This is a genomic window from Cupriavidus sp. SS-3 (genome assembly GCF_035818815.1).
Classification (GTDB): Bacteria; Pseudomonadota; Gammaproteobacteria; order Burkholderiales; family Burkholderiaceae; genus Cupriavidus; species Cupriavidus taiwanensis_C.
The window spans coordinates 174828-200367 of sequence record NZ_JAYLVT010000008.1; the positions used below are offsets into that span (position 1 = coordinate 174828).

At 67.7% G+C, this 25540-nt stretch carries 22 protein-coding genes and 1 pseudogene; 7 read left to right on the forward strand and 16 right to left on the reverse strand.

Translation table 11 applies throughout. From position 1 onward, the window contains the following. Positions 1-118 precede the first annotated feature (118 nt). The gene (locus U9J39_RS14695; RefSeq protein WP_115679727.1) at positions 119-799 is read left to right on the forward strand and encodes a CoA pyrophosphatase; all 681 of its coding nucleotides are present in this window, start codon (positions 119-121) and stop codon (positions 797-799) included. Positions 800-819: 20 nt separating this feature from the next. Here U9J39_RS14695 and U9J39_RS14700 read toward each other — a convergent pair. Beyond that, positions 820-1667 (reverse strand): annotated as a pseudogene (locus tag U9J39_RS14700) (sulfurtransferase). Between the two features lie 207 nt (positions 1668-1874). Here U9J39_RS14700 and dnaE point away from each other — a divergent pair. Next, positions 1875-5387: a DNA polymerase III subunit alpha gene (gene dnaE, locus U9J39_RS14705; RefSeq protein ID WP_115711581.1), complete on the forward strand. Its 3513-nt coding sequence runs from the start codon at positions 1875-1877 to the stop codon at positions 5385-5387. 30 nt (positions 5388-5417) lie between these two features. Here dnaE and U9J39_RS14710 read toward each other — a convergent pair whose 3' ends face one another. Together U9J39_RS14710 and U9J39_RS14715 are read right to left on the reverse strand one after the other, a co-directional pair. After that, complete coding sequence (locus tag U9J39_RS14710) at positions 5418-6491, reverse strand: glycosyltransferase family 4 protein (RefSeq protein ID WP_326347367.1); 1074 nt, start codon at positions 6489-6491, stop codon at positions 5418-5420. A gap of 47 nt (positions 6492-6538) precedes the next feature. Continuing rightward, complete coding sequence (locus tag U9J39_RS14715; protein ID WP_326347368.1) at positions 6539-7303, reverse strand: glycosyltransferase family 2 protein; 765 nt, start codon at positions 7301-7303, stop codon at positions 6539-6541. Positions 7304-7617: 314 nt separating this feature from the next. Between U9J39_RS14715 and U9J39_RS14720 the strand changes: the two genes are divergently transcribed. Further along, the gene (locus U9J39_RS14720; protein ID WP_326347369.1) at positions 7618-8391 is read left to right on the forward strand and encodes a glycosyltransferase family 25 protein; all 774 of its coding nucleotides are present in this window, start codon (positions 7618-7620) and stop codon (positions 8389-8391) included. A 99-nt stretch (positions 8392-8490) separates the two neighbouring features. Then, positions 8491-10215, forward strand: coding sequence for a lipid A export permease/ATP-binding protein MsbA (gene msbA / locus U9J39_RS14725; RefSeq protein ID WP_174549309.1), 1725 nt, complete (start codon positions 8491-8493; stop codon positions 10213-10215). Positions 10216-10287: 72 nt separating this feature from the next. On the opposite strand, the gene waaC is transcribed toward msbA, so the two are convergent. Then, the gene (gene waaC, locus U9J39_RS14730; RefSeq protein ID WP_115708635.1) at positions 10288-11265 is read right to left on the reverse strand and encodes a lipopolysaccharide heptosyltransferase I; all 978 of its coding nucleotides are present in this window, start codon (positions 11263-11265) and stop codon (positions 10288-10290) included. Positions 11266-11444: 179 nt separating this feature from the next. Here waaC and U9J39_RS14735 point away from each other — a divergent pair, with 179 nt between their 5' ends. Further along, positions 11445-12035: a peroxidase-related enzyme gene (locus U9J39_RS14735; protein ID WP_326347370.1), complete on the forward strand. Its 591-nt coding sequence runs from the start codon at positions 11445-11447 to the stop codon at positions 12033-12035. A gap of 36 nt (positions 12036-12071) precedes the next feature. Here U9J39_RS14735 and U9J39_RS14740 read toward each other — a convergent pair whose 3' ends face one another. After that, on the reverse strand, positions 12072-12581 hold the full coding sequence (locus U9J39_RS14740) for a hypothetical protein (protein ID WP_115679735.1): 510 nt from the start codon (positions 12579-12581) through the stop codon (positions 12072-12074). 304 nt (positions 12582-12885) lie between these two features. On the opposite strand from U9J39_RS14740, the gene U9J39_RS14745 reads away from it, so the two are divergent. Then, a complete protein-coding gene (locus tag U9J39_RS14745; protein WP_326347371.1) occupies positions 12886-13215 on the forward strand; it encodes a hypothetical protein in 330 nt (109 codons plus the stop codon). A 78-nt stretch (positions 13216-13293) separates the two neighbouring features. Here U9J39_RS14745 and rng read toward each other — a convergent pair whose 3' ends face one another. From rng to U9J39_RS14785, 8 genes are all read right to left on the reverse strand, one after another. Further along, positions 13294-14760, reverse strand: coding sequence for a ribonuclease G (gene rng / locus U9J39_RS14750; protein WP_092308241.1), 1467 nt, complete (start codon positions 14758-14760; stop codon positions 13294-13296). Between the two features lie 86 nt (positions 14761-14846). Further along, positions 14847-15461, reverse strand: a complete 615-nt coding sequence (locus U9J39_RS14755) for a Maf family protein (RefSeq protein ID WP_115706321.1) — start codon at positions 15459-15461, stop codon at positions 14847-14849. Positions 15462-15502: 41 nt separating this feature from the next. Beyond that, positions 15503-15982, reverse strand: coding sequence for a 23S rRNA (pseudouridine(1915)-N(3))-methyltransferase RlmH (rlmH, locus tag U9J39_RS14760; protein WP_115708640.1), 480 nt, complete (start codon positions 15980-15982; stop codon positions 15503-15505). A 61-nt stretch (positions 15983-16043) separates the two neighbouring features. Then, positions 16044-16790, reverse strand: a complete 747-nt coding sequence (gene rsfS / locus U9J39_RS14765; RefSeq protein WP_115708642.1) for a ribosome silencing factor — start codon at positions 16788-16790, stop codon at positions 16044-16046. Positions 16791-16853: 63 nt separating this feature from the next. After that, a complete protein-coding gene (locus tag U9J39_RS14770; RefSeq protein WP_116312289.1) occupies positions 16854-17591 on the reverse strand; it encodes a nicotinate-nucleotide adenylyltransferase in 738 nt (245 codons plus the stop codon). A gap of 10 nt (positions 17592-17601) precedes the next feature. Next, complete coding sequence (gene hemF / locus U9J39_RS14775; protein ID WP_115708646.1) at positions 17602-18513, reverse strand: oxygen-dependent coproporphyrinogen oxidase; 912 nt, start codon at positions 18511-18513, stop codon at positions 17602-17604. 140 nt (positions 18514-18653) lie between these two features. After that, positions 18654-19922: a phosphoribosylamine--glycine ligase gene (gene purD, locus U9J39_RS14780; protein WP_026164314.1), complete on the reverse strand. Its 1269-nt coding sequence runs from the start codon at positions 19920-19922 to the stop codon at positions 18654-18656. Positions 19923-20011: 89 nt separating this feature from the next. Next, positions 20012-20737, reverse strand: a complete 726-nt coding sequence (locus U9J39_RS14785; protein WP_115679743.1) for a YebC/PmpR family DNA-binding transcriptional regulator — start codon at positions 20735-20737, stop codon at positions 20012-20014. Between the two features lie 208 nt (positions 20738-20945). Between U9J39_RS14785 and U9J39_RS14790 the strand changes: the two genes are divergently transcribed. Beyond that, the gene (locus tag U9J39_RS14790) at positions 20946-22469 is read left to right on the forward strand and encodes a helicase HerA-like C-terminal domain-containing protein (protein ID WP_116312290.1); all 1524 of its coding nucleotides are present in this window, start codon (positions 20946-20948) and stop codon (positions 22467-22469) included. A gap of 70 nt (positions 22470-22539) precedes the next feature. Here the strand turns inward: U9J39_RS14790 and U9J39_RS14795 are convergent, their stop codons facing one another. The 3 genes from U9J39_RS14795 to U9J39_RS14805 all read right to left on the reverse strand — a co-directional run bounded on the left by U9J39_RS14795 (position 22540) and on the right by U9J39_RS14805 (position 25032). After that, on the reverse strand, positions 22540-22704 hold the full coding sequence (locus tag U9J39_RS14795; protein ID WP_115679745.1) for a DUF3149 domain-containing protein: 165 nt from the start codon (positions 22702-22704) through the stop codon (positions 22540-22542). A gap of 137 nt (positions 22705-22841) precedes the next feature. After that, the gene (gene upp, locus U9J39_RS14800) at positions 22842-23492 is read right to left on the reverse strand and encodes a uracil phosphoribosyltransferase (RefSeq protein ID WP_012352165.1); all 651 of its coding nucleotides are present in this window, start codon (positions 23490-23492) and stop codon (positions 22842-22844) included. Between the two features lie 139 nt (positions 23493-23631). Continuing rightward, a complete protein-coding gene (locus U9J39_RS14805) occupies positions 23632-25032 on the reverse strand; it encodes an MFS transporter (RefSeq protein ID WP_240987650.1) in 1401 nt (466 codons plus the stop codon). Positions 25033-25540 lie beyond the last annotated feature (508 nt).

Below are 25540 nucleotides of genomic sequence, written 5' to 3' on the forward strand. Positions count from 1 at the left end.
CGGCCAGCGTTTCCTCAGGAAGGGCACCCCAGGGTGCCCTTTTTGCATGGTGGCGCGGGGCGACTGCCGCGCTTTGCTGCGGCGCCAGATGGCGCGCTTCTGTCATACTTGCGATGTTATGCGTCCCGCCTTCGATCCCGAATCCCTTCCCGTCATCGATACCGACCTGCGCAACGGCGCGCTGAGCGCGCCGCGCCTGCAGGTCGACTTTATCCGGCACCGCTTCCGGGCGCCGCCGGCGTGGGCGCCCGAGCTGACCGACGAGTCGCGGGTCTACGATCGCAGCCGCGGGCTGCGCGATGCCGCGGTGCTGGTGCCGCTGGTCGAGCGCAGCGATGGCCTGACGGTGCTGCTGACGCAGCGCAATGCCAATCTCAGTGCGCATGCCGGTCAGATCAGCTTTCCCGGCGGGCGGCAGGAGTCGTGGGACGTCAACCGCATCGACACCGCGCTGCGCGAGACGGAAGAAGAAGTCGGGCTGGAGCGCGACTATGTCGAGGTGCTGGGCGCGCTGCCGGATTACATCACCGGCACCGGCTTCCATGTGAGCCCGGTGGTGGGCCTGGTGCGCGATGGCTTCACGCTGCGGCCGGACGCCTCGGAAGTGGCCGATGTCTTCGAAGTGCCGCTGGCCTTCCTGATGGATCCGTCCCACCATGAGCGGCGCCTGTTCCGCTGGGTCGACGGCGAACGCATGTTCTACGCCATGCCCTATCCGCGCGAGAACGGCGGCCAGCGCTTTATCTGGGGCGCCACCGCCGGCATGCTGCGCAACCTCTACCACCTGCTCGCGGCCTGAGCCGCGTACGCGGGCAGCCCTCAGGCGGCGGCCCGGTCCTTGCCGCCGATGCAGTGGGGCAGCTCTTGCCGACCACATAGTGCGGGCTTTGCTGCTGTTCGGGCGTGACCACGGCGCGGCAGGCAAAGCACTGCTTCGGCCCGGCCGGTTCCAGGCTGGGGTTCAGCGCGGTGCGGTAGTCGAAGACGAAGCAATCGCCGCGATAGTGGCTGCCGCCGACTTCCTCGAAGTACTTCAGGATGCCGCCTTCGAGCTGGTAGACGCGCTCGATGCCGACTTCCTGCATATGGATCGCGGCCTTCTCGCAGCGGATGCCGCCGGTGCAGAACGAGACCACGGTCTTGCCCGCCAGGTCTGCCTTGTGCGCGGCGACGGCGTCGGGAAATTCGCTGAACTTGGCGATGTCGTACTCGACCGCGTCCTCGAAGGTGCCGACCGCCACCTCGAAATCATTGCGGGTATCGAGCATCACCACCGGACGGCCTTCATCGTCGTGCCCCTGGTCCAGCCAGCGCTTCAGGTCCACCGGCCGCACCGACGGCGCGCGGCCCGCCTCGGGGCGGATCAGCGGCATCTTCATGGTGATGATTTCCTTCTTGGCGCGCACCAGCATGCGCTTGAAGGGCTGATGGTCCGACAGGCTTTCCTTGGGGGCGATATCGGCAAAGCGCGCGTCCGCGTGCAGCCACGCCATGAAGCTGTCGATGGCTTCGCGCGGACCGGCCAGGAACAGGTTGATGCCTTCCGGCGCGAGCAGGATCGTGCCCTTCAGGCCCGCCGCCTCGCAGCGCTCGCGCATGGCCGGGCGCAGGGTCTCGATGTCGTCCAGCGAGACAAACTTGTAAGCGGAAATATTGACGATCTGCATGGGACACTGCGCCGCCGCGGCGGCGTCCCGAAGGGCGCCGACAGCTTGCGATAACTGCCTGATTGGAAAGGCGAAATTATAGCGTGCCCGGCCCCTGCGTGTGGCGCATTCCCAAGCACGCCACGCCGCTATGCGCGCGCGCTGCGCGCTCCGGTGGCGCGCAACATTGGCGGCATGCGGGCGGGCCGAGCCGGTACAATGTCGCCCATGTCCGCACCCCGCTTCGTCCACCTCCGCCTGCATTCCGAATACTCCGTCGTGGACGGCATTGTCCGCCTCGATGATGCCGTCAAGGCCGCCGCCGCCGATGGCATGGGCGCGCTCGCCCTGACCGACCTTGCCAACGCCTTCGGGCTGATCCGCTACTACAAGGAAGCGCGCGGCAAGGGCGTGAAGCCGGTGGTGGGCGCCGATGTGTGGCTGACCAACGCCGAGGACCGCGACAAGCCCGCGCGCCTGCTGTTGCTGGTGCAGGACCGGCGCGGCTACCTGAACCTGTGCATGCTGCTGTCGCGCGCGTGGCTGGGCAACCAGCATCGCGGCCGCGCCGAGATCGATCCGTCGTGGTTCCTGGAACCGGGCGAAGACGACCTGCCGCTGGCCACCGGCCTGATTGCGCTGTCGGGCGCGATGGGCGGCGATATCGGCATGGCGCTGGCCAACGGCAATGCCGACGGCGCGCGCCGTGCCGCGCAGCACTGGGCCTCGGTGTTCCCGCAGCGCTTCTATATCGAACTGCAGCGCGCCGGCCACGCCGGCACCGATGCCTATGTGCAGCAGGCCGTGCAGCTGGCGGCCGAGCTGCAATTGCCGGTGGTTGCCACACATCCGGTGCAGTTCATGACGCCGGACGACTACACCGCGCATGAAGCGCGCGTCTGCATCGCCGAGGGCGAACTGCTCGCCAACCCGCGCCGCACGCGGCGCTTCACCACCGACCAGTACTTCAAGACCCAGGACGAGATGTGCGCGCTGTTCGCGGACATTCCGTCGGCGCTGGAGAACGCGGTCGAGATCGCGCGCCGCTGCAACCTGACGCTGGAGCTGGGCAAGCCGCGCCTGCCGCTGTTCCCGACGCCGGACGGCATGTCGCTCGACGACTACCTCGTGTTCATGGCCAAGGACGGCCTCGAGAAGCGCCTCGCGGTGCTGTTCCCGGACGAGGCGGTGCGCGAGGCGAAGCGCCCGGAATACTACGCGCGGCTGGAGTTCGAGACCGGCACCATCATCAAGATGGGCTTCCCCGGCTACTTCCTGATCGTCGCGGACTTTATCAACTGGGCCAAGAACAACGGCGTGCCGGTGGGCCCGGGCCGCGGCTCGGGTGCGGGCTCGCTGGTTGCCTATGCGCTGGGCATTACCGACCTTGACCCGCTCAAGTACGCGCTGCTGTTCGAGCGTTTCCTGAACCCGGAACGGGTCTCGATGCCCGACTTCGACATCGACTTCTGCCAGCACGGTCGCGATCGCGTGATCACGTACGTGAAGGAAAAGTACGGCAAGGACGCGGTGTCGCAGATCGCCACGTTCGGCACCATGGCAGCCAAGGCTGCGGTGCGCGACGTGGGCCGCGTGCTCGACCTCGGCTACGGCTTCGTCGACGGCATCGCCAAGCTGATCCCGTTCAAGCCGGGCAAGCTGGTCACCATCGAAGAAGCCAAGAAGGAAGAGCCGCTGCTGACCGAGCGCGAGCGCAACGAGGAAGAAGTGCGCCAGTTGCTGGAGCTGGCGCAGCGCGTCGAGGGCATGACGCGCAACGTCGGCATGCACGCCGGCGGCGTGCTGATCGCGCCGGGCAGGCTGACCGACTTCTGTCCGCTGTACACGCAGGGCGGGCAGAACGACGGCATGAGCGGCGTGGTCAGCCAGTACGACAAGGACGACGTCGAGGCCGCCGGGCTGGTCAAGTTCGACTTTCTGGGCCTGACCACGCTGACCATCCTGGACTGGGCCGAGCGCTATATCCGCCGCCTGGACCCGAGCAAGGCCGACTGGAACTGCAGCCATATCCCGCTCGACGACGGCCCCGCCTTCGACATCCTCAAGACCGCCAACACGGTCGCCGTGTTCCAGCTGGAAAGCCGCGGCATGCAGGGCATGCTGAAGGATGCCAAGCCTGACCGCTTCGAGGACATCATCGCGCTGGTGGCGCTGTACCGCCCGGGCCCGATGGACCTGATCCCCAGCTTCTGCGCGCGCAAGCACGGCCGCGAGAAGGTGGAGTATCCCGATCCGCGCGTCGAACCCGTCCTGAAAGAGACCTACGGCATCATGGTCTACCAGGAGCAGGTGATGCAGATGGCGCAGATCATCGGCGGTTACTCGCTGGGCGGCGCCGACCTGCTGCGCCGCGCCATGGGCAAGAAGAAGCCCGAGGAAATGGCGCAGCACCGCGTCATGTTCCGCGAGGGCGCCGACAAGAACGGGCTGTCCGCGCAGCAGGCCGACGATATCTTCGACCTGATGGAGAAGTTCGCGGGCTACGGCTTCAACAAGTCGCACGCGGCCGCCTATGCGCTGCTGGCGTACTACACCGCGTGGCTCAAGGCCCACCATCCGGCCGAATTCATGGCAGCCAACATGTCGCTGGCCATGGACGACACCGACAAGGTCAAGATCCTCTACGAGGACTGCAAGCTCAACAAGATCGCGGTGCTGCCGCCCGATGTCAACGCCAGCGAGTACCGCTTCGCGCCGACCGATCCGAAGACCATCCGCTACGGCCTCGGCGGCATCAAGGGCAGCGGGCAGGGCGCGATCGAGGACATCCTGCGCGCGCGCGAGGAGCGGCCCTTCACCGACCTGTTCGATTTCTGCGAGCGGGTCGACCGCCGCCAGGTCAACCGACGCACCATCGAGGCGCTGATCCGCGCCGGCGCCTTCGACAGCCTCAACGACAACCGCGCGCAGCTGCTCGCGTCGGTGCCGATCGCGATGGAAGCCGCCGAGCAGAAGGCAGAATCGGCCAACCAGGTGTCGCTGTTCGACCTGATGGGCGACGCCGGCGACGCGCACCGCCCGGAGCTGCTCGACGAGCCGCGCTGGAGCCCCAAGCGCACGCTGCAGGAAGAGAAGCAGGCGCTCGGTTACTACTTCTCGGGCCACCTGTTCGACGCCTACCGCGACGAGGTACGCCGCTTCAACAAGGGCACGCTGGCCGGGCTGGAAAAGGAAGTGCAGGGCAACGGCGGCGGCTTCGGCCGCGACGTGCGCGGCAAGACCATCGCCGGCGTGATCAGCGGCATGCGCACACAGATGACCCAGCGCGGCAAGATGCTGATCGTCACGCTCGACGACGGCACCGGCCTGGTCGAGATGACCGTGTTCAACGAAGTCTTCGACGCCAACCGGCAGATGTTCCGCGAGGACGAACTGCTGATCGCCACCGGCAATGCGCGCCACGATACCTTCACCGGCGGCGTGCGCTTCACCGCCGAATCGGTGATGGACCTGGTCGCCGCGCGGGTGCGCTTTGCCAGCGCGGTGCGGCTGTCGATGAACGGCAATTCCTCAACCGGCATGCTGCGCGAGCTGCTGATGCCCCACCTGGCCCGTGCCAGCGGCGTGCAGGGCCTGCCGGTGCGAATCCGCTACGAGGCGAAGTCCGCCAGCTGCGAGGCCATGCTCGGCCCCGACTGGCAGGTAGTGCCGTCGGACGAGGCGCTGACCGCGCTGCGCCAGGTGCTGTCGGCGGATGCCGTCAGCACGGTCTACGAATAAGCGCGGCCTGAATTCGTTGCCGACGCCGCTTCAGGCGGCGTGCCGGGCGGCGCGCGCGTCGGCGGCGAGCCGCAGCAGGGTGTCGACATGGACCTCGATATCCGGATCGTAGTCGAGCAGCGCGAGCGGGTTCGCCAGCCGCGCCTGGCCGCTGCGCACCGACGCCACCGCGGCGCGGATGGCATGGTCCAGGGCCTCGCCGCGCGCGCGCGAAAACGCATGCACCGCCTGCGGCCGGATCACTTCCAGGCAGGCGATATTGTCGGCAAATACCAGCGGCGTGCCGCACAGCACCGATTCCACCCCCACCAGCCCGAACGGCTCATAGCCCGAGGCCAGGATGGTGAAGTCGGCGGCTCGGTAGAGTGCGTCGATGCGGCTGCTGTAGCCCAGCTCGCGCACGCGCGGGATGGTGCGCCCGACCGGGCGGCCGGCCACGGCCAGCGTGATCGGCAGGTCCGAGCGGGAGAAATAATCGGCGAGCAGGTCGAAGCCCTTGCGCGCATGGCCCGACGACGGAAACAGGAACACGATCTCGTCGTCGCCGAAGCCGAATTCGCGCCGCAGCTCGGCGCGCGCACCGTCATCGACCGGCGTGAAGCGCTGCGTGTCGACCGGCGGGTAGACCAGCTCGACGCGCTCGGGCGCGATGCCGTACAGCTCGATCACTTCGCGCCGCATCAGCGCGGAATGCGCCACCACGCGGTGCGCGCCGGCATATTGCGCGCTTTCGAGGTCGATCTGCCACTGGTCCGAGGGACGCGCCGGCGTGCCGCGCGCGGCGAGGTAGCCGCGATGCGTGCCGCCGCAGATGGCGATATCGGAACCGCGCACGCGGTTGCAGCCGATCAGCGCTTCGCCGGCATCGCGCAGCCCCTGCAGCCGCCACGAGAAATAGCGGTCGCGCAGCTTGCCGGGCAGCCACGACACCACGATCCGATGCGCGGCAACGCCCGCGGACGCCGCCACGCCGGCGTCGAAGCGGCGCGCGTAGACCGAGACTTCGGTATCGGCGCGCTTCGCCATGGCCCGGCTGATGTCGAGCGCGTAGCGCTCCAGGCCGCCGCCGGCGCCGAAGCGATTGCAGGAGATGCCAACTTTCATCGATCGAGAAGGTAAGGGTGGGGCGCCGCGCGGCCGCGTCGGGCGCTTCAGCCGGCAGCCTTGTTTTCGGCCGCGGCGTGCAGTTGCGCCAGCTTGGCGTACTTGTAGTAGCTGGCCTGCGCATTCATCAGCGCGACGCCGAAGCCGGCGCCGCCGTCGAGGAAGCCGCGCTTGAGCAGGTAGGTGCGCACGAACGCCCACAGGCCGTGGCCCGCCGCCGATGCAACCGAGCTGCGCTTGCCGCGCGCGTAGGCCTGCTGCGCGCCGGCGCTGGAATAGCTGTCGATCTTGCGCAGCACGTCTGACAGCGAGCGGTAGCTGTAGTGCACCAGCGGCTCGCGCAGCCGCGTGACCGGGTCGTCCACCTTGAGGTGCTCGTGCACCAGATCGTCGGTGAAGCGGCCGCGGCCCTTGCGGAAGACGCGGGTGACGTAGTCCGGATACCAGCCGGCGTGGCGCACGAAGGTGCCGCAGAAAGCGGACAGGCGCGGCAGCGCCAGCGCCTGGGCGTCTGTCTGCTGCAAGTGCTTCAGGATTTCATCGCGCAGCGCCGGAGGGACGCGTTCATCGGCGTCCAGGCTGAGGATCCAGTCGCCGCTGGCGGCCTGGACCGCGCGGTTTTTCTGCGGGCCGAAACCTGGCCAGTCGTCGGTATGGATCACGGTGGCGCCGGCGGCACGCGCGATCGCCACCGTATCGTCCGTGCTGGCCCAATCCACTATAATCGCCTCTTCGCACCAGGACACGCTTTCAAGGCATGGCCCGATATTGTGAGCTTCATTCCTGGTAATGATGACGGCGGAGACTTTCATGGAACGTAGGGGCGCGCCCCGTCCGGGCCAGGCCGGCCAGCCGCCGGCGTCGCCGCCAGCCGGGCGCTGATGGAAGAGCGCGTATTCTACCGCACCGACGCAGTGGCCCCGCAGCCGCCTGCCCGCGATTGCCGGTGCGCACCGGCGCGCGCCGAAGCCCAGATCTCAGTTGCCAAATTGATGACACGAGCACATTGGTCCCGATTCGCAGGGATGGAAACGGTTTTATCCCTGGTGGCATGTGCCGCATCGATCGCCGCCGCATCGATCTCCCTTTCACGCCGGACCGGCCAGCACGCACGGGCGGTGGCGGCATGATCGGCGCCTATGTGATCAACCTCAAAACCGCGCAGGCGCGCCGCGAGCGCATTGCCGGCCAGCTGACGCGCCTGGGCGTGCCGTTCCAGGTGTTTGCCGCCGTGAATGGACGCGCGCTGGCCGAGGACGAGGTCGCGCGCCGCTATGATGCGCAGGCCGCCAGCACCAGCTACCGCCCGATGAGCCGCGGAGAGATCGGCTGCGCGCTGAGCCATCTCGGGGTCTACCGCAAGATGCTAGAGGACGGCGCCAGCCTGGCGCTGGTGCTGGAAGACGATGCACTGCTGGGCGATGACGTGCCGGCGGTGCTCGAGGCGCTGGCGTCGCAGCTGGACCCTGCCCGACCGGAGGTCGTGCTGCTGTCGCATGTCGACAAATTCACCCGCTGGGGCACCAGGCCGCTCGGCCAACGACGCAAGCTGGTGCGCCGCTATGGCGAATGGTGGCGCGCGCATGGCTACGTCGTCACCCGCGCGGCCGCAGAGCGGCTGCTTGCCGGGCTGCAGCCGACCTGGTGCGCGGCCGACTACTGGTCCGCGTTCGAGCGGCGCGGGCTGGTCTCGGTGCGCGCCGTGGTCCCGTATTGCATCGGCCTGACCGAACTGGCCGAGGCCTCGTCGCTGGAAACGCATCGCGCCGACCTCGACGCCACCGACAAGGCGCGCCGCAGTGTCGGCTATTATCTGCGCCGCTATGTCTACCAGCGCTTCCTGTTCCAGGTCTTCGTCAGGCCCTTCCTGCGCGTCGCGCGCCAGAAGCGGCCGGGCTAGCGCCGGGCCCTGGTGCCGCAACGCCGCCTTCACCCAGAAGAAAACTCAGTGACCACATCCAAACCGCCCATTTCGCCAGGTGCCGCCGTGCCGTCCAGCATGGCCAGCCGGCTCTGGTCTTACCTGCGCCCCGAGCTGCGCATCTTCATCGGCGCCATCCTCGCGATGGCGGTGGTGGCCGCCAGCGAAGGGGTGATCCCCAAGGTCGTCAACGACCTGCTCGACAAGGGCTTCGGCGGCGACTATGCCGGCACGCTGTGGCATGTGCCGGCGATCCTGACCGGCGTGGCGCTGATCCGCGGCGTGGCGCAGTTTGCCTCGGGCTACCTGCTCAACCTGATCTCGAACCGCGTGCTGCTGAAGATGCGGCTGCAGATGTTCGAGCGCCTGCTGCAGGCGCCGGCGTCGTTCTACCACCGCAATACCGCGGCGTCGCTGATCAACGCGGTGATCTTCGAGGTCAACCAGGTGCTGCAGATCCTGACCAGCGTGTTCATCACGCTGGTGCGCGATTCGCTGACCGTGGTCGCGCTGCTGATCTACCTGTTCTATACCAACTGGCGCCTGACGCTGATCGTCGCGGTGATCCTGCCGGTGATCGGCTACCTGATGTCGAAGATCAACCGCCGGCTGCGCAAGCTCAACCGCGATCACCAGACCTATACCAACAACGCCGCCTACGTGGTCGAAGAGGCCGTGGGCGGCTACAAGGTGGTCAAGCTGCATGGCGGCGAGGCCTATGAACTGCGGCGCTTCCGCACCGTGGCCGAGCGGCTCAAGAACTACTCGATGCGGATGGCGGTGGCGGGCGGGCTGAACCAGCCGGTCACGGCCTTCCTGGCCGCGCTGGCGCTGTCGGTGATCATCACCATCGCCATGGTCCAGGCGCAGGCCAACCAGACCACGGTGGGCGGCTTTACCGGCTTTGTGATGGCGATGCTGCTGCTGATCTCGCCGCTCAAGCACCTGACCGACATCAACCAGCCGCTGACGCGCGGCATCACCGCCGCCGAGATGATCTTCCGGCTGATCGACGAACCGGTCGAGCCGCAGGACGGCGGCAAGCCGCTTGCCCGCGCCCGCGGCGAACTGGCCTTCGAGCAGGTCGGCTTCCGCTATGGCGAGGCGCCGCGCGCCGCGCTGGAAGGCATCGACCTGCGCGTCAGCCCGGGCGAGGTGGTGGCGCTGGTGGGCCCGTCGGGCAGCGGCAAGACCACGCTGGTCAACCTGGTGCCGCGCTTCTTCGATCCCACCTCGGGGCGCATCCTGCTCGACGGCGTGCCGCTGACCGAGCTGGCGCTCAAGGACCTGCGCAACCAGATCGCCTTTGTCAGCCAGGACGTGGTGCTGTTCAACGACACGGTCGCGGCCAATGTGGCCTATGGCGCGCAGCCCGGCAGCGAGATCGACATGGCCCGTGTCGAGCGCGCGCTGGCGGCAGCCTACCTGACCGAAACCGTCAAGGGCCTGCCCGAGGGCGTGCAGACCAATATCGGCGACAACGGCATGAAGCTGTCCGGCGGCCAGCGCCAGCGCCTGGCGATCGCGCGCGCGCTGTACAAGGATGCGCCGATCCTGATCCTGGACGAGGCCACCTCGGCGCTGGACTCGGAATCCGAGCGGCAGGTGCAGGCGGCACTGGAGGAGCTGATGAAGGGCCGCACCACGCTGGTGATCGCGCACCGGCTGTCGACCATCGAGAATGCCGATCGCATCGCCGTGCTCGACCATGGCCGCGTCGCCGAGACCGGCACCCACGCGCAGCTGCTGGCGGCCAATGGCCTGTACGCCGGGCTGCACCGGATCCAGTTCGCCAGCCAGTAGGCGGCGGGGAACCATCAAGAAAAAGGGCCGGCGCATTTGCGCCGGCCCTTTTTTATTCCCGTGCCTCGGGCATCAGTGGGTCGAAGTGACCCGGGGCATCACCTCGTCGATGGCCGCCAGCACTTCGGCCCGTTGCGGCACCACGCCGCCGCCGCCCAGCGACACCGCGCGGCCGGGCGCATCGACGCCGTACAGGTGGCGCGAGGTCGTGGTGAACAGGATCACCGTGGGCCGGCGCAGCGCGTCGGCAATATGCACGAAGCCGGTGTCCATGCCGACCACCAGCGACGCCTTGCCCACCATCTGCGCCACGCCGGTGATGCTCAGGCGCGGCATCACCTCGGCGCCGGGCACGCTGGCGGCGATGGTCTCGGCTTCCAGGCGCTCGGCGTCATTGCCCCAGGGCACCAGCACGCGCAGGCCGCGCGCCGAGATGGCGCTGCCGACGCTGATCCAGTCGGCCACCGGCCACTTCTTTTCCTCGCTGGAAGTGGCGTGGAACAGCATCGCATAGGGACCCTTGCCGGCGGCAGCGGGCGTGTCGGCCGGCATTTTCAGGCCGTAGTCCATCTCGCGGGTCATTTCGTAGCCGAGCGCGCGGCTGACGGCGCGGCGCATGCGGTTGCGCGCGCAGTCCTCTTCCACGAACGGCTGGAACACGTGGTTGTAGGCGAAGCGTGCGCCACTCTCGCCCAGTTCCTGGACCGGCAGGCCGTAACGACGGCGGGTGCGGGCGAGGAAGGTGACGATGGCGCTCTTGTAGACGCCGTGGACATCCAGCACCGCATCGTACTTCTCGCGGCGCAAGGCGCGCAGGGCAGTGAAGATCTCGCGCAGGCCGGCCCAGCTGCGCGCCTTCTTGAAGCCGCGCAGCGGTGCGGCGATCACACGGTCGATGTTGGGGTTCCAGCGCGGCACGTCGGCGCAGTAGGAGTCGGCGATCCAGTCGATCTTGACGCCGGGAAAGGCGCGCTGCAGGTCAGCCACCAGCGGTTGGGTGAACACCATGTCGCCGAGCGAGGTCAGCTTGACGATGAGAATGCGTTTCATCGGGAACAGTCGTGCGGTCAGGGGCCCGCCTGGTTCGGAAGGTGCGTAGTATGCCTGATCCGGCCGGCATCTGTCCGTGCGATGGATGGTCGACATGCGGCCCGCCGGCTTGCGCGCGATCCGTTAGTATTGGTGCAGAAGCCTCACGACGATGACGCCAATCCCAACCGGAGACCACCATGTCTGACACGGCATTCCCGATCAGCCGCTACGCCATCCCGGCGCTGGCCGACCTCCCCGACGATATTCGCGCGCGCATCCTGGAAGTCCAGGAAACAGCCGGCTTCGTTCCCAATGTGTTTTTGGCGCTGGCGCACCGTGCCGACGAGTTCCGCGCCTTCTTTGCCTATCACGATGCGCTGATGCTCAAGGACGGCGGCCTGACCAAGGGCGAGCGCGAAATGATCGTGGTGGCCACCTCCGGGGTTAACCAATGCCTGTACTGCGTGGTGGCGCATGGCGCGATCCTGCGCATCTACGAGAAGAAGCCGCTGGTCGCGGACCAGGTCGCGGTGAATTACCTGAAGGCCGACATCCCGCCGCGCCAGCGCGCCATGCTCGACTTTGCCATGAAGGTCTGCACGGCCTCGCACGAAATCGAGGAGGCCGATTTCGACGCGCTGCGCGCACATGGCTTTTCCGACGAGGACGCCTGGGATATCGCCGCGATCACCGCGTTCTTCGGCCTGTCCAACCGCATGGCCAATACCATCGGCATGCGCCCGAACGACGAGTTCTACCTGATGGGCCGGGTGCCGAAGGCGAAGTAGCGGCGCCGCAGTGCCGCGTGGCTCAGGGTCCCTTGCTCAGCGCACTTCGGCGCAGGCACCGCTCTTGGGATCGAACAGCACCGGCCACGCCTGCTCGTAGATGCCGGGCGTGCAGTACTTCTCGCAGCGGTTATGCGCCAGCGTGACGCGGCGCGGATCCTGCCAGACCAGCAGCTTGCACTGGCTGCCGTCGATCGCCTGCAGCTCGATGTGCGGCGTCGCGCGGACCTGGCGGAACTGCACCAGGTTGAATTCGCAACTGCCGCGCCGCGATACCCACAGCTTCCATTTCAGCGCGCGCACCTCGTTGGCCTGGACGTCCATCAGTGCGTCTTCGCGGAAGCCGTCGTCCTCGGTGCGCTTGCATGCCGCGGCAATGTTGATGACCTTGGGCGCGATCGGCGTGGCGCGCTCCTTGGGCGCCTGGGGGACTTCGACCCTGGCCTGGGGCGGCGGCGCCGGCGCGCGCCTGGCGATCGGCAATGGCGCGCACGCGACCGATAACAGGAGGGCCAGCACACAGGCCCCATGGTTCGTGGCGTTCATGCCGGACTCCTCGCTTGCCGACCGGCGGTGCCGCGGCAGAACAACTCGCGCGGACAGCCGGGCGCGGCCTCCGTGCGAAGGCCGCTGACTACCTTCGTTTAGTTATAGCGGATGGCAAACGGAAATGGGCTAGGGCCATTACCGAGTCCGAAATCCCGCGTGCGCCAGCCAGCGGACAAGCGCCGTCGATGTGTCGCGCTTAAGTTCGCGGTTACGTTCGCGGTTACGTAATTAAACAGCTTGAAACACTGCGGTGCGCGCGCGCGTGCTAGCCTCGCCCCAACCTGTTCTTGCCCGTTCCGACATGAAGCCCCGTCTCCTGTTATCCCTCGTGGTCCTGCCCGTGTTCCTCGGCGCCTTCGGTGCCACCGCCCATGCCGATGACGACTGGGACGACGATGACCGTTACTACGGGCGACACCATCGCCGCTATCACAAAGGCGACGACTACAAGGAAGAATTCTGGGTCGGCAACTGCAAGATCAAGCGCAAGTGGAAGGACAACGGCGAGTACAAGGAAGAACGCAAGTGCAAGGACCGCCCGGTGGTGTACCAGCCGCCGCCACCGCCGCCGGTGTATTACCAGCCCGAACCGGCGCTGGTGATCAGTCCGCACGTGGTGATCCGGCCGTAAAGCAGGACAGCCCGCCAGTTGGCGGGCTGTCTTGCTATGGTGGCGGAAAACGCGGCGAAAAAATGCGCGCCGGCCGCTTCACATCAGGATGATGTCGTACTGCTCCTGGTGGAAGGTCGATTCCACCTGCAGCGAAATCGGCTTGCCGATGAAATCGCCCAGCATCGCCAGGTGCTGGCTTTCTTCTTCCAGGAACAGGTCGATCACTTCCTGCGAGGCCAGGATGCGGAACTCGCGCGGGTTGAACTGGCGCGATTCGCGCATGATCTCGCGCAGGATGTCGTAGCAGACCGTGCGCGGGGTCTTGACCTGGCCCTTGCCCTGGCACACCGGGCATTGTTCGCACAGCACATGCGCCAGCGACTCGCGCGTGCGCTTGCGCGTCATCTCCACCAGGCCCAGCTGCGAGAAGCTGTTGACGGTGATGCGGGTGCGGTCGCGCGACAGCGCGCGCTTGAGTTCGGACAGCACCGCGTCGCGGTGCTCGGCGTTCTCCATGTCGATGAAATCGATGATGATGATGCCGCCGAGGTTGCGCAGCCGCAGCTGGCGCGCGATGGTGTGGGCCGCCTCCAGGTTGGTCTTGAAGATGGTGTCGTCGAAATTGCGCGCGCCCACGTAGCCGCCGGTGTTGACGTCGATGGTGGTCATCGCCTCGGTCTGGTCGATCATCAGGTAGCCACCCGACTTCAGGTCGACCCGGCGCGACAGCGCCTTCTCGATCTCGGCGTCGATATTGAACAGGTCGAAGATCGGCCGCTCGCCGGTGTAGTGCGACAGCCGCGGCAGCACCGCCGGCGTGTATTCCTTGGCGAACTCCAGCAGCATCTGGTAGTTCTCGCGCGAGTCGATCTGGATCACGCCGGTGGCGTCGTTGATGAAGTCGCGCAGCACGCGCTGGGCCAGGTTCAGGTCCTGGTAGAGCAGGCTGGGCGCGGGCAGGGTGGTGGCGTTCTGGCGGATCGCGCCCCAGATCTTGCGCAGGTAGGCGATATCGTTGCCGAGTTCCTCGTCGGTCGCTTCCTCGGCGATGGTGCGCACGATAAAGCCGCCGCGCTCGTCTGCGGGCACCAGCCCCTGCACGCGGCTGCGCAGCGCCTCGCGGTCGACCTCGCCTTCGATGCGCTGCGAGATGCCGATATGCGGGTCCTGCGGCAGGTACACCAGGGTGCGCCCGGCGATGCTGACCTGGGTCGACAGCCGCGCTCCCTTGGTGCCGATCGGGTCCTTGATCACCTGCACCATCAGCGCCTGGCCCTCGAACAGGGTCTTCTCGATGGCGAGCTGCGGCGTGGAGTTGTTGCGGTCCGGGTCGCGCGGATGCCAGATGTCGGCGACATGCAGGAAGGCGGCGCGCTCCAGGCCGATGTCGATAAAGGCCGACTGCATGCCGGGCAGCACGCGCACCACCTTGCCCAGGTAGATGTTGCCGACCAGCCCGCGCGTGAGCGTGCGTTCGACATGCAGTTCCTGGACCGCGGCCTGCTGCACGATGGCGACGCGGGTCTCTTGGGGCGTGATGTTGACGAGTATGTCTTCAGTCATAGCGGGTGAAACGCGTCGCCGGTGGCCCGGCTGTAGAGGGTGGCCCGGCGCGGGGCCGGGTCTTGTCTGGGCACGGAGGCCGCGGCTCAGAACCGCAGCCGGGCCTGGCGAAGTAACGCCGCCGTCTCAAACAAGGGCAAGCCCATGATACCTGAATAGCTGCCTGCAATCCGCGCCACGAACTCGGCCGCGCGGCCCTGGATGCCGTAGGCGCCGGCCTTGCCCAGCGGCTCGCCGCTGGCGACGTAGCGCTCGATCTCGGCGGGCTGCAGCGGGCGGAAGGTGACTTCGGAAACCGACAGCGCATGGCGCATGCCGGTGGTCGATACCACCGTCACCGCGGTCAGCACGCGGTGGGTGGTGCCCGCCAGCGCGCCCAGCATGGCCGCGGCGTCGGCGCCGCCGGCGGGTTTGCCGAGGATGCGGCCGCCGAGGCAGACCGTGGTGTCCGAGGTCAGCACCGGCGCATCCGGCAGCGCGCGGCGTTCGCGCCGGCGCAGCGCGGCCTCGGCCTTGAGCGCGCACACGCGCTGGACATAGTCGTCGGGGGTCTCGCCCGGCAGCACGGCTTCGAGCGCTTCGGCGTCTTCGTCGTCGTCGGCCAGCAGCAGTTCGTAGCGCACGCCGAGCTGGGTCAGCAGCTCGCGCCGGCGCGGGCTTTGCGAGGCGAGGTAGAGGTAGTCGTGCAGGGTGTCGGGCATCGCGGCGGGGGCCATCCGGCGACGGCCGGAGATCAGTGGAATCAGGCCCGATGGTAGGGGTGGTTCTGCGTGACGGACCACGCGCGGTACAGCTGCTCGGCCAGCAGCACCCGCACCATGCCGTGCGGCAGGGTCAGGCTGGAGAGCCGGATCAGCGTGCTGGCGCGGGCCTTGAGCGCGGGATCGAGCCCGTCGGCGCCGCCGATCAGGAAGGCCACGTCGCCGCCCTCGCGCTGCCAGTCGGTCAGCTGCGCGGCCAGCTGCACCGTGGTGAAGTCGCGGCCGCGCTCGTCCAGCGCGACGATGCGGCATTGCTTCGACAGGCTGCCCAGCACCGTCTCGATGCGCGCGGCTTCGCGCTGCATCACGGTGGCGGCGTTATTGCTGGAAGAGCGGGCCTCGGGCTTGACCTCGCGCAGCTCGATGCGCAGCTCGGGCGGCATGCGCTTGGCGTACTCGCTGAAGCCGGTTTCGATCCATCCGGGCATCTTGTGGCCGACGGCCACGATCACCAGTTGCATGGGTCAGACGATGCGGTGATGCGGCGCGGCCGCCGGACTTGGCGAGCGGCCGCGCACGGGCTCAGGCCGAGCGGGTGGCGCGCTTGCGCGCGGCCGGCTTGGCTGCGGAAGTCTTGGCGGGTGCCTTCTTGGCGGGAGCCTTCTTCGCCGCGGTCTTGGTGGCCGTCTTGGTCGCGGTCTTGCGCGCGGTGGTGCCGGCGGCGGTCTTGCGCGGCGCGGCGGCGCGGGTGCCGGCGGTCTTGCTGGCCGGGGTCTTGGCGGCGGTCTTGCGGGCCGGCTTGCGGATGGTGGCGATGGCGTCCGCGTCGGTGTCCTCGTGGCCCATCGGCGGCGACGGCTCCTTCATGCCTTCGGGCAGGCGCGCCAGCGCCGGGCGCAGGTTGCTGGCACGGCGCACGGTGCGCACCGGGGCCTCGTCCTCGTCTTCGTCGATGGGCTCGCTGGCCTTGGCCAGGCGGGCGCCGGTGGCCAGCTTCATGCGCACCGGCTTGTCGCCCCAGATCTCTTCCAGGTTGTAGTACAGGCGCAGTTGCGGCTGCAGGATGTGGACCACGGCATCGCCGCAGTCGACCAGCACCCATTCGCCGGTTTCCAGGCCCTCGACCGCCACGATATGGCCGCCCGCTTCCTTCACCGTATCCCGCACCGACGCTGCCAGCGCCTTGGTCTGGCGGTTGGATGTCCCGCTGGCAATCACCACCCGGTCGAACAGTTCCGTCAGGTGGCTGGTGTCGTACACCTTGATGTCCTGCGCTTTGACATCCTCGAGGCCGTCGACGATGGCGCGTTGCAGTTTACGAATATCCATGGGTGTCTTCTTGTTCAGCTCAGATCGGTTTGGGGGTGGGCGCCGGGGTCGATGCGACCCTGGTCATGCCCGGGCCGGGGCGTTGCGGTACAGCCCGTGGCTGGCAATGTAGTGTGCCACGCCGGGCGGCAGTTGGTCATCTGCCGGCTGGCCGGCCGCCAGCCGCTGGCGCAGATGGGTGGAAGAGAGGTCGACGGCGAGCGTCTGGTCGATCCACATCCGGCCGGAGGGCGTGCATTGTATCAGTTGCGTGTCGGCCTGGCGCTCGGCCAGCGCGGCCAGCACCGGACCCTCCAGCGCCGACAGGGCAAAGCGCGGCCGTGTCGCGGTGCACAAGTGCACGTGCGCGAACAGCTCCTGCCAGCCGTGCCAGGTATGCAGGCGCAGCAGCTGGTCGGCGCCCATCAGCCAGCACAGCGAGGCCTCGGGACCGTATTCGTCGCGCAGCTGGCGCACCGTGTCGATGGTGTAGCTGGGGCCGGCGCGATCCACTTCCATGCGGCTGACACGGACCGTGGCGCCGCTGTTGCCGAGCGCCGCCGCGGCCAGCTCGGTCATCGCCATGCGGTCGGCGGCGGGGGTCACGTCGTCGCCCTTTTGCCAGGACTGGCCGGTGGGAATCCACACCAGCTCGTCCAGGCCGAGGTGGTCGATGCAAAGCCGCGCCAGCGCGAGGTGGCCGACGTGGGGCGGATCGAAGGTGCCGCCCAGGATACCCAGGCGATAGGGGCGGGCGGCGCGGGGCTGTGGCGAGGTGCCCGCGTCGGCGGCGGGCTTGCGGGGGTGCTCGGGATGGGCCATGGGTCAGCCGTCAGGCCCAGTCGCGCGCCGGCAGGAAATCGGTGTACAGCGCCGCTTCGGGGCTGCCCGGTTCCGGTTGCCAGTCATAGCGCCAGGTTACCAGCGGCGGCATCGACATCAGGATGGATTCGGCGCGTCCGCCCGATTGCAGGCCGAACAGCGTGCCGCGGTCGAACACCAGGTTGAATTCGACGTAGCGTCCGCGCCGGTAGGCCTGGAAATCTCGCTCGCGCTCGCCGAAGGGCGTGTCCTTGCGGCCCTGCAGGATGGGCAGGTAGGCGTCCAGGAAGGCGTCGCCGACCGCCTGCATCATGGCGAAGCTGCGCTCGAAGCCGAGCGCCGAGAAGTCGTCGAAGAAGATCCCGCCGATGCCGCGCGCCTCGTTGCGGTGCTTCAGGAAGAAATACTCGTCGCACCACTGCTTGAAGCGCGGATACAGCTCGTCGCCGAACGGCGCCAGGGCCTGCTGGCAGGTGCGGTGGAAGTGGGTGCAGTCGCCCGCGTTGCCGTAGTAGGGCGTCAGGTCCATGCCGCCGCCGAACCACCAGACCGGTTCCGCGCCGGGCTTGAGCGCCAGGAAGCAGCGCACGTTCATATGCACCGTCGGCACATGGGGGTTGCGCGGATGGAACACCAGCGACACGCCCATGGCCTCGAAGCTGCGCCCCGCCAGTTCCGGCCGGTTGGCCGTGGCCGATGGCGGCAGGGTGTCGCCGCTGACGTGCGAGAAGCCCACGCCCGCGCGCTCCATCACCGCGCCGCCTTCGAGGATGCGGGTGCGGCCGCTGCCGCGCAGGCGTTCGGTGGGCGGTTTCTCCCAGGCGTCGGTCAGGAACGGCTGGCCGTCGATGGCACCGATGGCATCGGTGATGCGGTCTTGCAGACCGAGCAGATAGGCACGGACTGCCTGGGAATCGATCATGGTGGGCTGAATCGGATAAACCGACGAAGGGACCGGCCGGATGGCACTCCGGCAGCCAGTCGGCTGCCGGTTGCGTCACAGCATTGTCACGATTGTACCGGCTGGGCGGCCTGTTAGTCGCCAGGGGCCGCCGGCGCCGGTCAGCGCTTGATGGCGCGGTAGCCGATGTCGGTGCGGTATTGCATGCCGTCGAAGCGGATCTGCTCGACCGCGGCATAGGCGGCGCGCTGCGCGGCCTTGACGGTATCGGCCAGGCCGACCACGCACAGCACGCGCCCGCCCGAGGTCAGCAGGGTGCCGTCCTTGAGCGTGGTGCCGGCGTGGAAGGTCACGCTGTCGTCGGTCTCGGCCGGGATGCCGGTGATGGCATCGCCCTTGCGGGGGGCGTCCGGGTAGCCATGGGCGGCCATCACCACGCCCAGCGCGGTGCGGCGGTCCCAGTCCAGCTCGATGCTGTCGAGCTTGCCGGAGACGGCGGCTTCCATCACGTCGACCAGGTCGGTCTTCAGGCGCGCCAGGATCGGCTGGGTTTCCGGATCGCCCATGCGGCAGTTGAATTCCAGCGTCTTCGGGTTGCCGTCCTGGTCGATCATCAGGCCGGCGTAGAGGAAGCCGGTGTACGGGATGCCGTCCTTTTCCATGCCGCGCACCGTCGGCAGGATGATCTCGCGCAGCGCCCGCGCGTGCAGCGCGGGCGTGACCACCGGCGCCGGCGAGTACGCGCCCATGCCGCCGGTGTTGGGGCCGGCGTCGGCGTCGAGCAGGCGCTTGTGGTCCTGGCTGGTGGCCAGCGCCAGCACGTTCTTGCCGTCGACCAGCACGATAAAGCTGGCTTCCTCGCCTTCCAGGAACTCTTCGATCACCACGCGTGCGCCGGCGTCGCCCAGCTTGTTGCCGTCGAGCATCATGTCGACCGCCTGGTGCGCTTCTTCCAGCGTCATCGCCACCACCACGCCCTTGCCCGCGGCCAGGCCGTCGGCCTTGATCACGATCGGCGCGCCCTGCGCGTCGATGTAGGCGTGCGCCTGGGCGGCGTCGGCAAAGGTCTGGTAGGCGGCGGTGGGGATGCCGTGGCGCTGCATGAACGCCTTGGCGAAATCCTTGGACGATTCCAGCTGCGCCGCGGCCTGGGTGGGGCCGAAGATGCGCAGGCCCTTGGCGCGGAAGATATCGACGATGCCCGCCGCCAGCGGGGCCTCGGGGCCGACCACGGTGAAGGCCACGCCTTCCCGCTCGGCAAAGGCCGCGATGACCTCGGGATCGGTCAGCGGAACATTCTGCAGGCGCTTGTCGAGCGCGGTTCCGCCGTTGCCCGGCGCGACGTACACGACCTGCACCTTGGGCGACTGGGCCAATTTCCAGGCCAGCGCGTGTTCACGTCCACCCGAGCCGACAACCAATACTTTCATGATCCACTGCCAGAAAAGAAACGCATGCAAAAAGGCGGCAGCTGGGTCTTGAAAGCCGGGCTGCCGCCGTTGGGGAGCTTGTTACCGTTTTAGTCTTCGATCACCGCGTTGGTGAAGACTTCCTGCACGTCGTCCAGGTTTTCCAGGGCGTCGAGCAGTTTCTGCATCTTGACCGCGTCGTCGCCGCTGAAGCTGACTTCGTTCTGCGGCTTCATCACCACGTCGGCAACTTCGGCCTTGAAGCCGGCGGCTTCCAGCGCCGCCTTGACCGCCGAAAAATCGTTGGGCGGGCAGGTGACTTCGATCGAGCCGTCATCGTTGGTGACGACATCGTCGGCGCCGGCTTCCAGCGCGGCGTCCATCAGCTTGTCTTCGGGCGTGCCGGGGGCAAACAGGAACTGGCCGCAGTGCGTGAACATGAACGCCACCGAACCCTCGGTGCCCATGTTGCCGCCGTGCTTGGAAAACGCGTGGCGCACTTCGGCGACGGTGCGGGTGCGGTTGTCGGTCAGGCAGTCGACGATGATCGCGGCGCCGCTCAGGCCGTAGCCTTCGTAGCGGATTTCCTCGTAGTTCACGCCTTCCAGGCCACCCACGCCGCGCTGGATCGCGCGCTGGATGTTGTCCTTGGGCATGTTGGCGTCCATGGCCTTGTCCATGGACAGGCGCAGGCGCGGGTTGGAGTCGGGATCACCGCCGCCGAGCTTGGCGGCCACGGTGATTTCCTTGATCAGGCGGGTCCAGATCTTGCCGCGCTTGGCGTCGGCGGCGGCTTTCTTGTGTTTGATATTGGCCCATTTCGAGTGACCGGCCATGATTCTCTCCGAAGCGGAATGCGGTGATCTGCTGTGATGTTGTGCGGGGTCGCCAGGCGCGCCGCGGCGGCATCCGCAAGGCGGGCGGGCAGCGCGCGCCAGGTGACGGATATGCCTGGCGGCTGGCTATAATCAGCCCAGGATTTTATCACGCGGGCCTGCCTGCGCCGTCCAGACCCAACCGACCCTCACGGATTCCAGGAACATCATGGCCGACCCCATCCTCATCGCCAAGAATGCCGAACATGAACTGGTGCTGCTGCCGCAGATGGGCAACCGGCACGGGCTGATCACCGGCGCCACCGGCACCGGCAAGACGGTCACGCTGCAGACGCTGGCACAGGGCTTCTCCCGCCTGGGGGTGCCGGTGTTCATGGCGGATGTCAAAGGTGACCTGACCGGCATTTCACAGCCCGGCCAGCCTTCGGCCAAGCTCAAGCAGCGGTTGGCCGACCTGAACCTGCCCGAGCCGGTCTGGGGCGCCTGCCCCACCGCGCTATGGGATGTGTTCGGCGAGAAGGGGCACCCGGTGCGCGCCACGGTCTCGCACATGGGGCCGCTGCTGCTGTCGCGCATGCTCGAGCTCAATGACACGCAGCAGGGCGTGCTGAACCTGGTGTTCCGCATTGCCGACGCCAACGGCCTGCTGCTGCTCGACGCCAAGGACCTGCGCGCGATGCTGCAATACGTCGGCGACAATGCCGGCCAGTTCACCACCGAATACGGCAATATCTCGGCCGCCTCGGTCGGCGCGATCCAGCGCGGGCTGATCGCGCTGGAATCGCAGGGCGGCGACGTCTTTTTCGGCGAGCCCATGCTGAACCTGGAAGACTTTATCCAGACCGACAAGGGCCAGGGCGTGGTCAATATCCTGGCCGCCGACAAGCTGATGAACTCGCCGCGGCTGTACGCGACCTTCCTGCTGTGGATGCTGTCCGAACTGTTCGAGAAGCTGCCCGAGGCCGGCGACCTGGACCAGCCCAAGCTGGTGTTCTTCTTCGACGAGGCCCACCTGCTGTTCAACGATGCGCCCAAGGCGCTGCTCGACAAGATCGAGCAGGTGGTGCGCCTGGTGCGTTCCAAGGGCGTGGGCGTGTACTTCGTCACGCAGAACCCGGTCGATATCCCCGACACCGTGCTGGGGCAGCTGGGCAACCGCGTCCAGCATGCGCTGCGCGCCTTCACCCCGCGCGACCAGAAGGCGGTCAAGGTGGCGGCCACCACCATGCGCGCCAATCCGAAGCTGGACCTGGAAACCGCCATCGGCGAACTGGGCGTGGGCGAGGCGCTGGTGTCGTTCCTGGACGCCAAGGGCACGCCCTGCGTGACCGAGCGCGCCTGGGTGCTGGCGCCCGGCAGCCGCATCGGCCCCGCGACCGAGGACGAGCGCAAGCAGCTGATCGCGAACTCGCTGGTGGCGGGCACCTATGAGAAGACCGTCGACCGCGAGTCCGCCTACGAAAAGCTGCGCGGCAGCGTGCCTACCGTGGCGAATGGCGGCAAGGGCGCGGGCGGCACGGCCGCCGGGCAGCCGGCGGGCGAGCAGGACAGCGGCTGGCTCGGCACCGCCGGCGAAATCTTCGGCACGCTGACCAAGGGCACCGGCAAGAGCGGCCGCGGCGATTCGATCCTGGAATCGATGGCCAAGTCGGCCGCGCGCACGGTGGGCTCGCAGGTCGGGCGCGAGCTGATCCGGGGGGTGCTGGGGAGTTTGCTGGGGAAGAAGAAGTAAGAGAGTTGTGCCGGCTTGTTCCACTCTCCCTCCGGTGGGAGAGGGAGTACACCGGCGGTCATTCACGCGGTCAGCGCTGCTGCGTCGCGTCGCGCGCCTTCGCCGCATCGGCATCCTCGCGCATCTTGCGCGCGAACAGGCGGGCGAAGAACCAGCCCATGCCGATGATGAAGACGATCACGCCCAGGCTCATCAGCCCGGTGCTGGTACTGAACAGGATCTTGAAGGCTTCCATGCGTGGCTCCCTTTATGTGTGGACGCTGGCACGCGGCGAGATCTCGCCGGCTTGCCGCCAGTGTAGGGAGCCGCATCAGGCAGGCTATTGAGGCCGGTCAAGCGCCGGCCAGCCGCCCGGGCATTGTCAGTCCACGGTCAGTTCTTGGTGCCGAACAGCCGGTCGCCCGCATCGCCCAGTCCGGGGACGATATAGGCATCGGCATCCAGGTGGCTGTCAAGCGAGGCGACAAACAGCTTTACCCCCGGATGCGCCTTCTGGAACACTTCCACGCCCTCGGGGGCGGCCACCAGCGCGACGAAGGTGATGGCCTCGTCCTTGACGCCGCGGCGCTTGAGCACTTCCACCGCGTGCGCGGCCGAATAGCCGGTGGCGACCATCGGATCGCACAGGATGAAGCTGCGGTCTTCCAGCGCCGGCAGGCGCACCAGGTATTCCACCGGGCGGTGCTGCTCGTCGCGGTACACGCCGATATGGCCGATGCGCGCCGACGGGATCAGCTCGACCAGGCCATCGCTCATGCCCACGCCCGCGCGCAGCACCGGCACGATGGTCAGCTTCTTGCCGGCGATCACCGGGGCGTCCAGCTCGACCAGCGGGGTTTCGATGCGGCGCGTGGTCAGCGGCAGGTTGCGGGTGATCTCGTAGCCCATCAGCAGAGTGATCTCGCGCAGCAGCTCGCGGAACGTGCGTGTCGACGTTTCCTTGTCGCGCATGTGCGAGAGCTTGTGCTGGATCAGCGGGTGGTCGAGGATAAAGAGGTTGGGAAAGCGCGGATCTTGTTTCATGGCTGGCGGCGAGGGCTCGGCGGGATGGCGAGTGAAGCGGGCGCGCGAGGCCGGTTGGGACGCGCGCGCCGCGCCGTTGCAGCCGGATTGTAATGGAAGCGGGCCGCCGCGCCAGGCAGCGGCCCGGTGGCGCCCCGGGCTAGTCGAGCGCGCGGTCCTTCGACTCGATATCCACCAGGAAGATGGCGAGCGCCGCCACGGCCAGGAACGAGGACAGCAGCGCCAGTGCCAGCGTGAACTGGCTGGCCATGATCGGCGCGACGATGGACGGGGCGAACAGGCCGCCGAAACGCGCCATCGCGCCCGCGGTGCCCATGCCGCTGGCGCGCAGGTCGGTCGGATACACCTCGGGCGTGAAGGCGTACAGCGCGCCCCAGGTGCCGAGCAGCGAGAAGCTCATCAGCAGCGTCGAGCCGATCACCAGCGCAGGGGCCTGGCCCAGGCTGTACAGCATGCAGCCCGCCGCGCTCAGCAGCAGGAAGCCGATCAGGGTCGGCTTGCGGCCCCAGCGCTCGACGCCGTGCGCGGCCAGCGCGAAGCCGGGCAGCTGCACCAGCGCCAGCACGATCAGGAATACCTGGCCGCGCATGAAGCCGAAGCCCTGGCCCGCCAGCTTCACCGGCAGGTAGACGAAGACCCCGTAGTAGGCGATCGAGATCAGCATCCACGCCGCCAGCAGGCAGATGGTGCGGCGCCGGCAGCCGGCGGCGAACAGCGCGAACACCGATTTGCGCTCCATCTTCTGCGGCTGCAGCGCGCCGATCTCCACCGGCACGCGGTTGGCCGCGGCCACCCGCTGCAGCACCGCGCGGGCCTCGTCCGAGCGCCCGGATTTATTGAGGTAGAGCGGCGACTCGGGCACGAAGAAGCGGAACACCACGCCAACCAGCGCCGGGATGCCGGTGACCAGGAAGATCAGCCGCCACGCATCATTGCCGCGCGACACCGCGATCAGCGCCAGGATCGCCAGCAGGATGGTGCCGACCGCCCAGAACGACTCCAGCAGCACCAGCCAGCGGCCGCGCCGGTCCGACGGCAGGAATTCGGCCATCATGGTGTAGTCGACCGGCAGGGTGCCGCCGACGCCGATGCCGGTCAGGAAACGCAGCAGCAACAGCCACTGGAAGTCCGGCGCGAAGGCCGAGGCCACGCCGCAGATCGCATCGATGACCACCGCCATCATCAGCACCGGGCGGCGGCCGATGCGGTCGGCCAGCCGGCCGAACACGAACGCGCCGATCAGCATGCCGACGAAGAACATGGTGCCGGTCTGCAGCGCGGTCGGCACCGGGATGCCGAAGGTCGCCGCGATCGACGGCGCGGTGAAGCCGATCGACAGTACCTGCATCGCGTCGGCGAGCCACACCAGGCCGAATATGACGAACAGCCGATACTGGAAGCGGCCGACGCCGGCGGCGCGGATGCCTTGCTCGATCGTGATCGGTTGCGACGACGCTGCGCGCGCGCTGGGCTGGGGGGGCGAGCCTAGCGCGGCCTCCGGGATGGTCGTTGTGGCCATGGATGAAATGGATGACGACATGTTTGTCTACCTGTCTCGTTATAGGCTGGTTCTGGAACTCGGAAGCACGCGCGGCGCGACGCAGGCTGGCACGTGATGCGGGCCGCTGCGGGATCCGGCGGGGACGATGGCTTCCGCCTGGCGAGGCTGGAACTAGCCCGGTAGCACGCCTGCAACTGCTTGCTTGGTCTGATACGACATAGTCACTCCTGGTTGTCTACCCTTGGTTTGGTCAGGCCCGGTGTCCCGGTGGTCTGGCGGAACCATGCAAGCCCCGCGCCAGCGCGTCCGGTGATCTATCGGGCCGGTTTTATGGTTTTGTGTTCTTGTCCGCCGCTTGCGGCGCGCCGTCCTTGTGCGGGGAGGCACCGCTGCGTGCCCGCTTGGCACTCATGTAGTGCGCACTACATGATCGTTCAGCGTAAGCTACATGAAACTGGCGGGCAAGGCCGAATTGCGTTTCTCTCCTCGGGGTTTTCCCGCGCGCAGGCCGGCTGGCGCAGGGTCGGTCACGCCCGCGCGCCCGCGC

Coding starts and splice junctions, on each gene's coding strand:
- U9J39_RS14785 (WP_115679743.1), bottom strand. CDS start 20,737: ATGGCCGGTCACTCGAAATGGGCCAATATCAAACACAAGAAAGCCGCC.
- U9J39_RS14740 (WP_115679735.1), bottom strand. CDS start 12,581: ATGAACGCCACGAACCATGGGGCCTGTGTGCTGGCCCTCCTGTTATCG.
- U9J39_RS14745 (WP_326347371.1), top strand. CDS start 12,886: ATGAAGCCCCGTCTCCTGTTATCCCTCGTGGTCCTGCCCGTGTTCCTC.
- U9J39_RS14720 (WP_326347369.1), top strand. CDS start 7,618: ATGATCGGCGCCTATGTGATCAACCTCAAAACCGCGCAGGCGCGCCGC.
- dnaE (WP_115711581.1), top strand. CDS start 1,875: ATGTCCGCACCCCGCTTCGTCCACCTCCGCCTGCATTCCGAATACTCC.
- U9J39_RS14755 (WP_115706321.1), bottom strand. CDS start 15,461: ATGCCCGACACCCTGCACGACTACCTCTACCTCGCCTCGCAAAGCCCG.
- U9J39_RS14795 (WP_115679745.1), bottom strand. CDS start 22,704: ATGGAAGCCTTCAAGATCCTGTTCAGTACCAGCACCGGGCTGATGAGC.
- U9J39_RS14805 (WP_240987650.1), bottom strand. CDS start 25,032: ATGTCGTCATCCATTTCATCCATGGCCACAACGACCATCCCGGAGGCC.
- U9J39_RS14735 (WP_326347370.1), top strand. CDS start 11,445: ATGTCTGACACGGCATTCCCGATCAGCCGCTACGCCATCCCGGCGCTG.
- U9J39_RS14770 (WP_116312289.1), bottom strand. CDS start 17,591: ATGGCCCATCCCGAGCACCCCCGCAAGCCCGCCGCCGACGCGGGCACC.
- purD (WP_026164314.1), bottom strand. CDS start 19,922: ATGAAAGTATTGGTTGTCGGCTCGGGTGGACGTGAACACGCGCTGGCC.
- upp (WP_012352165.1), bottom strand. CDS start 23,492: ATGAAACAAGATCCGCGCTTTCCCAACCTCTTTATCCTCGACCACCCG.
- rng (WP_092308241.1), bottom strand. CDS start 14,760: ATGACTGAAGACATACTCGTCAACATCACGCCCCAAGAGACCCGCGTC.
- msbA (WP_174549309.1), top strand. CDS start 8,491: ATGGCCAGCCGGCTCTGGTCTTACCTGCGCCCCGAGCTGCGCATCTTC.
- U9J39_RS14715 (WP_326347368.1), bottom strand. CDS start 7,303: ATGAAAGTCTCCGCCGTCATCATTACCAGGAATGAAGCTCACAATATC.
- waaC (WP_115708635.1), bottom strand. CDS start 11,265: ATGAAACGCATTCTCATCGTCAAGCTGACCTCGCTCGGCGACATGGTG.
- rsfS (WP_115708642.1), bottom strand. CDS start 16,790: ATGGATATTCGTAAACTGCAACGCGCCATCGTCGACGGCCTCGAGGAT.
- hemF (WP_115708646.1), bottom strand. CDS start 18,513: ATGATCGATTCCCAGGCAGTCCGTGCCTATCTGCTCGGTCTGCAAGAC.
- rlmH (WP_115708640.1), bottom strand. CDS start 15,982: ATGCAACTGGTGATCGTGGCCGTCGGCCACAAGATGCCCGGATGGATC.
- U9J39_RS14695 (WP_115679727.1), top strand. CDS start 119: ATGCGTCCCGCCTTCGATCCCGAATCCCTTCCCGTCATCGATACCGAC.
- U9J39_RS14790 (WP_116312290.1), top strand. CDS start 20,946: ATGGCCGACCCCATCCTCATCGCCAAGAATGCCGAACATGAACTGGTG.
- U9J39_RS14710 (WP_326347367.1), bottom strand. CDS start 6,491: ATGAAAGTTGGCATCTCCTGCAATCGCTTCGGCGCCGGCGGCGGCCTG.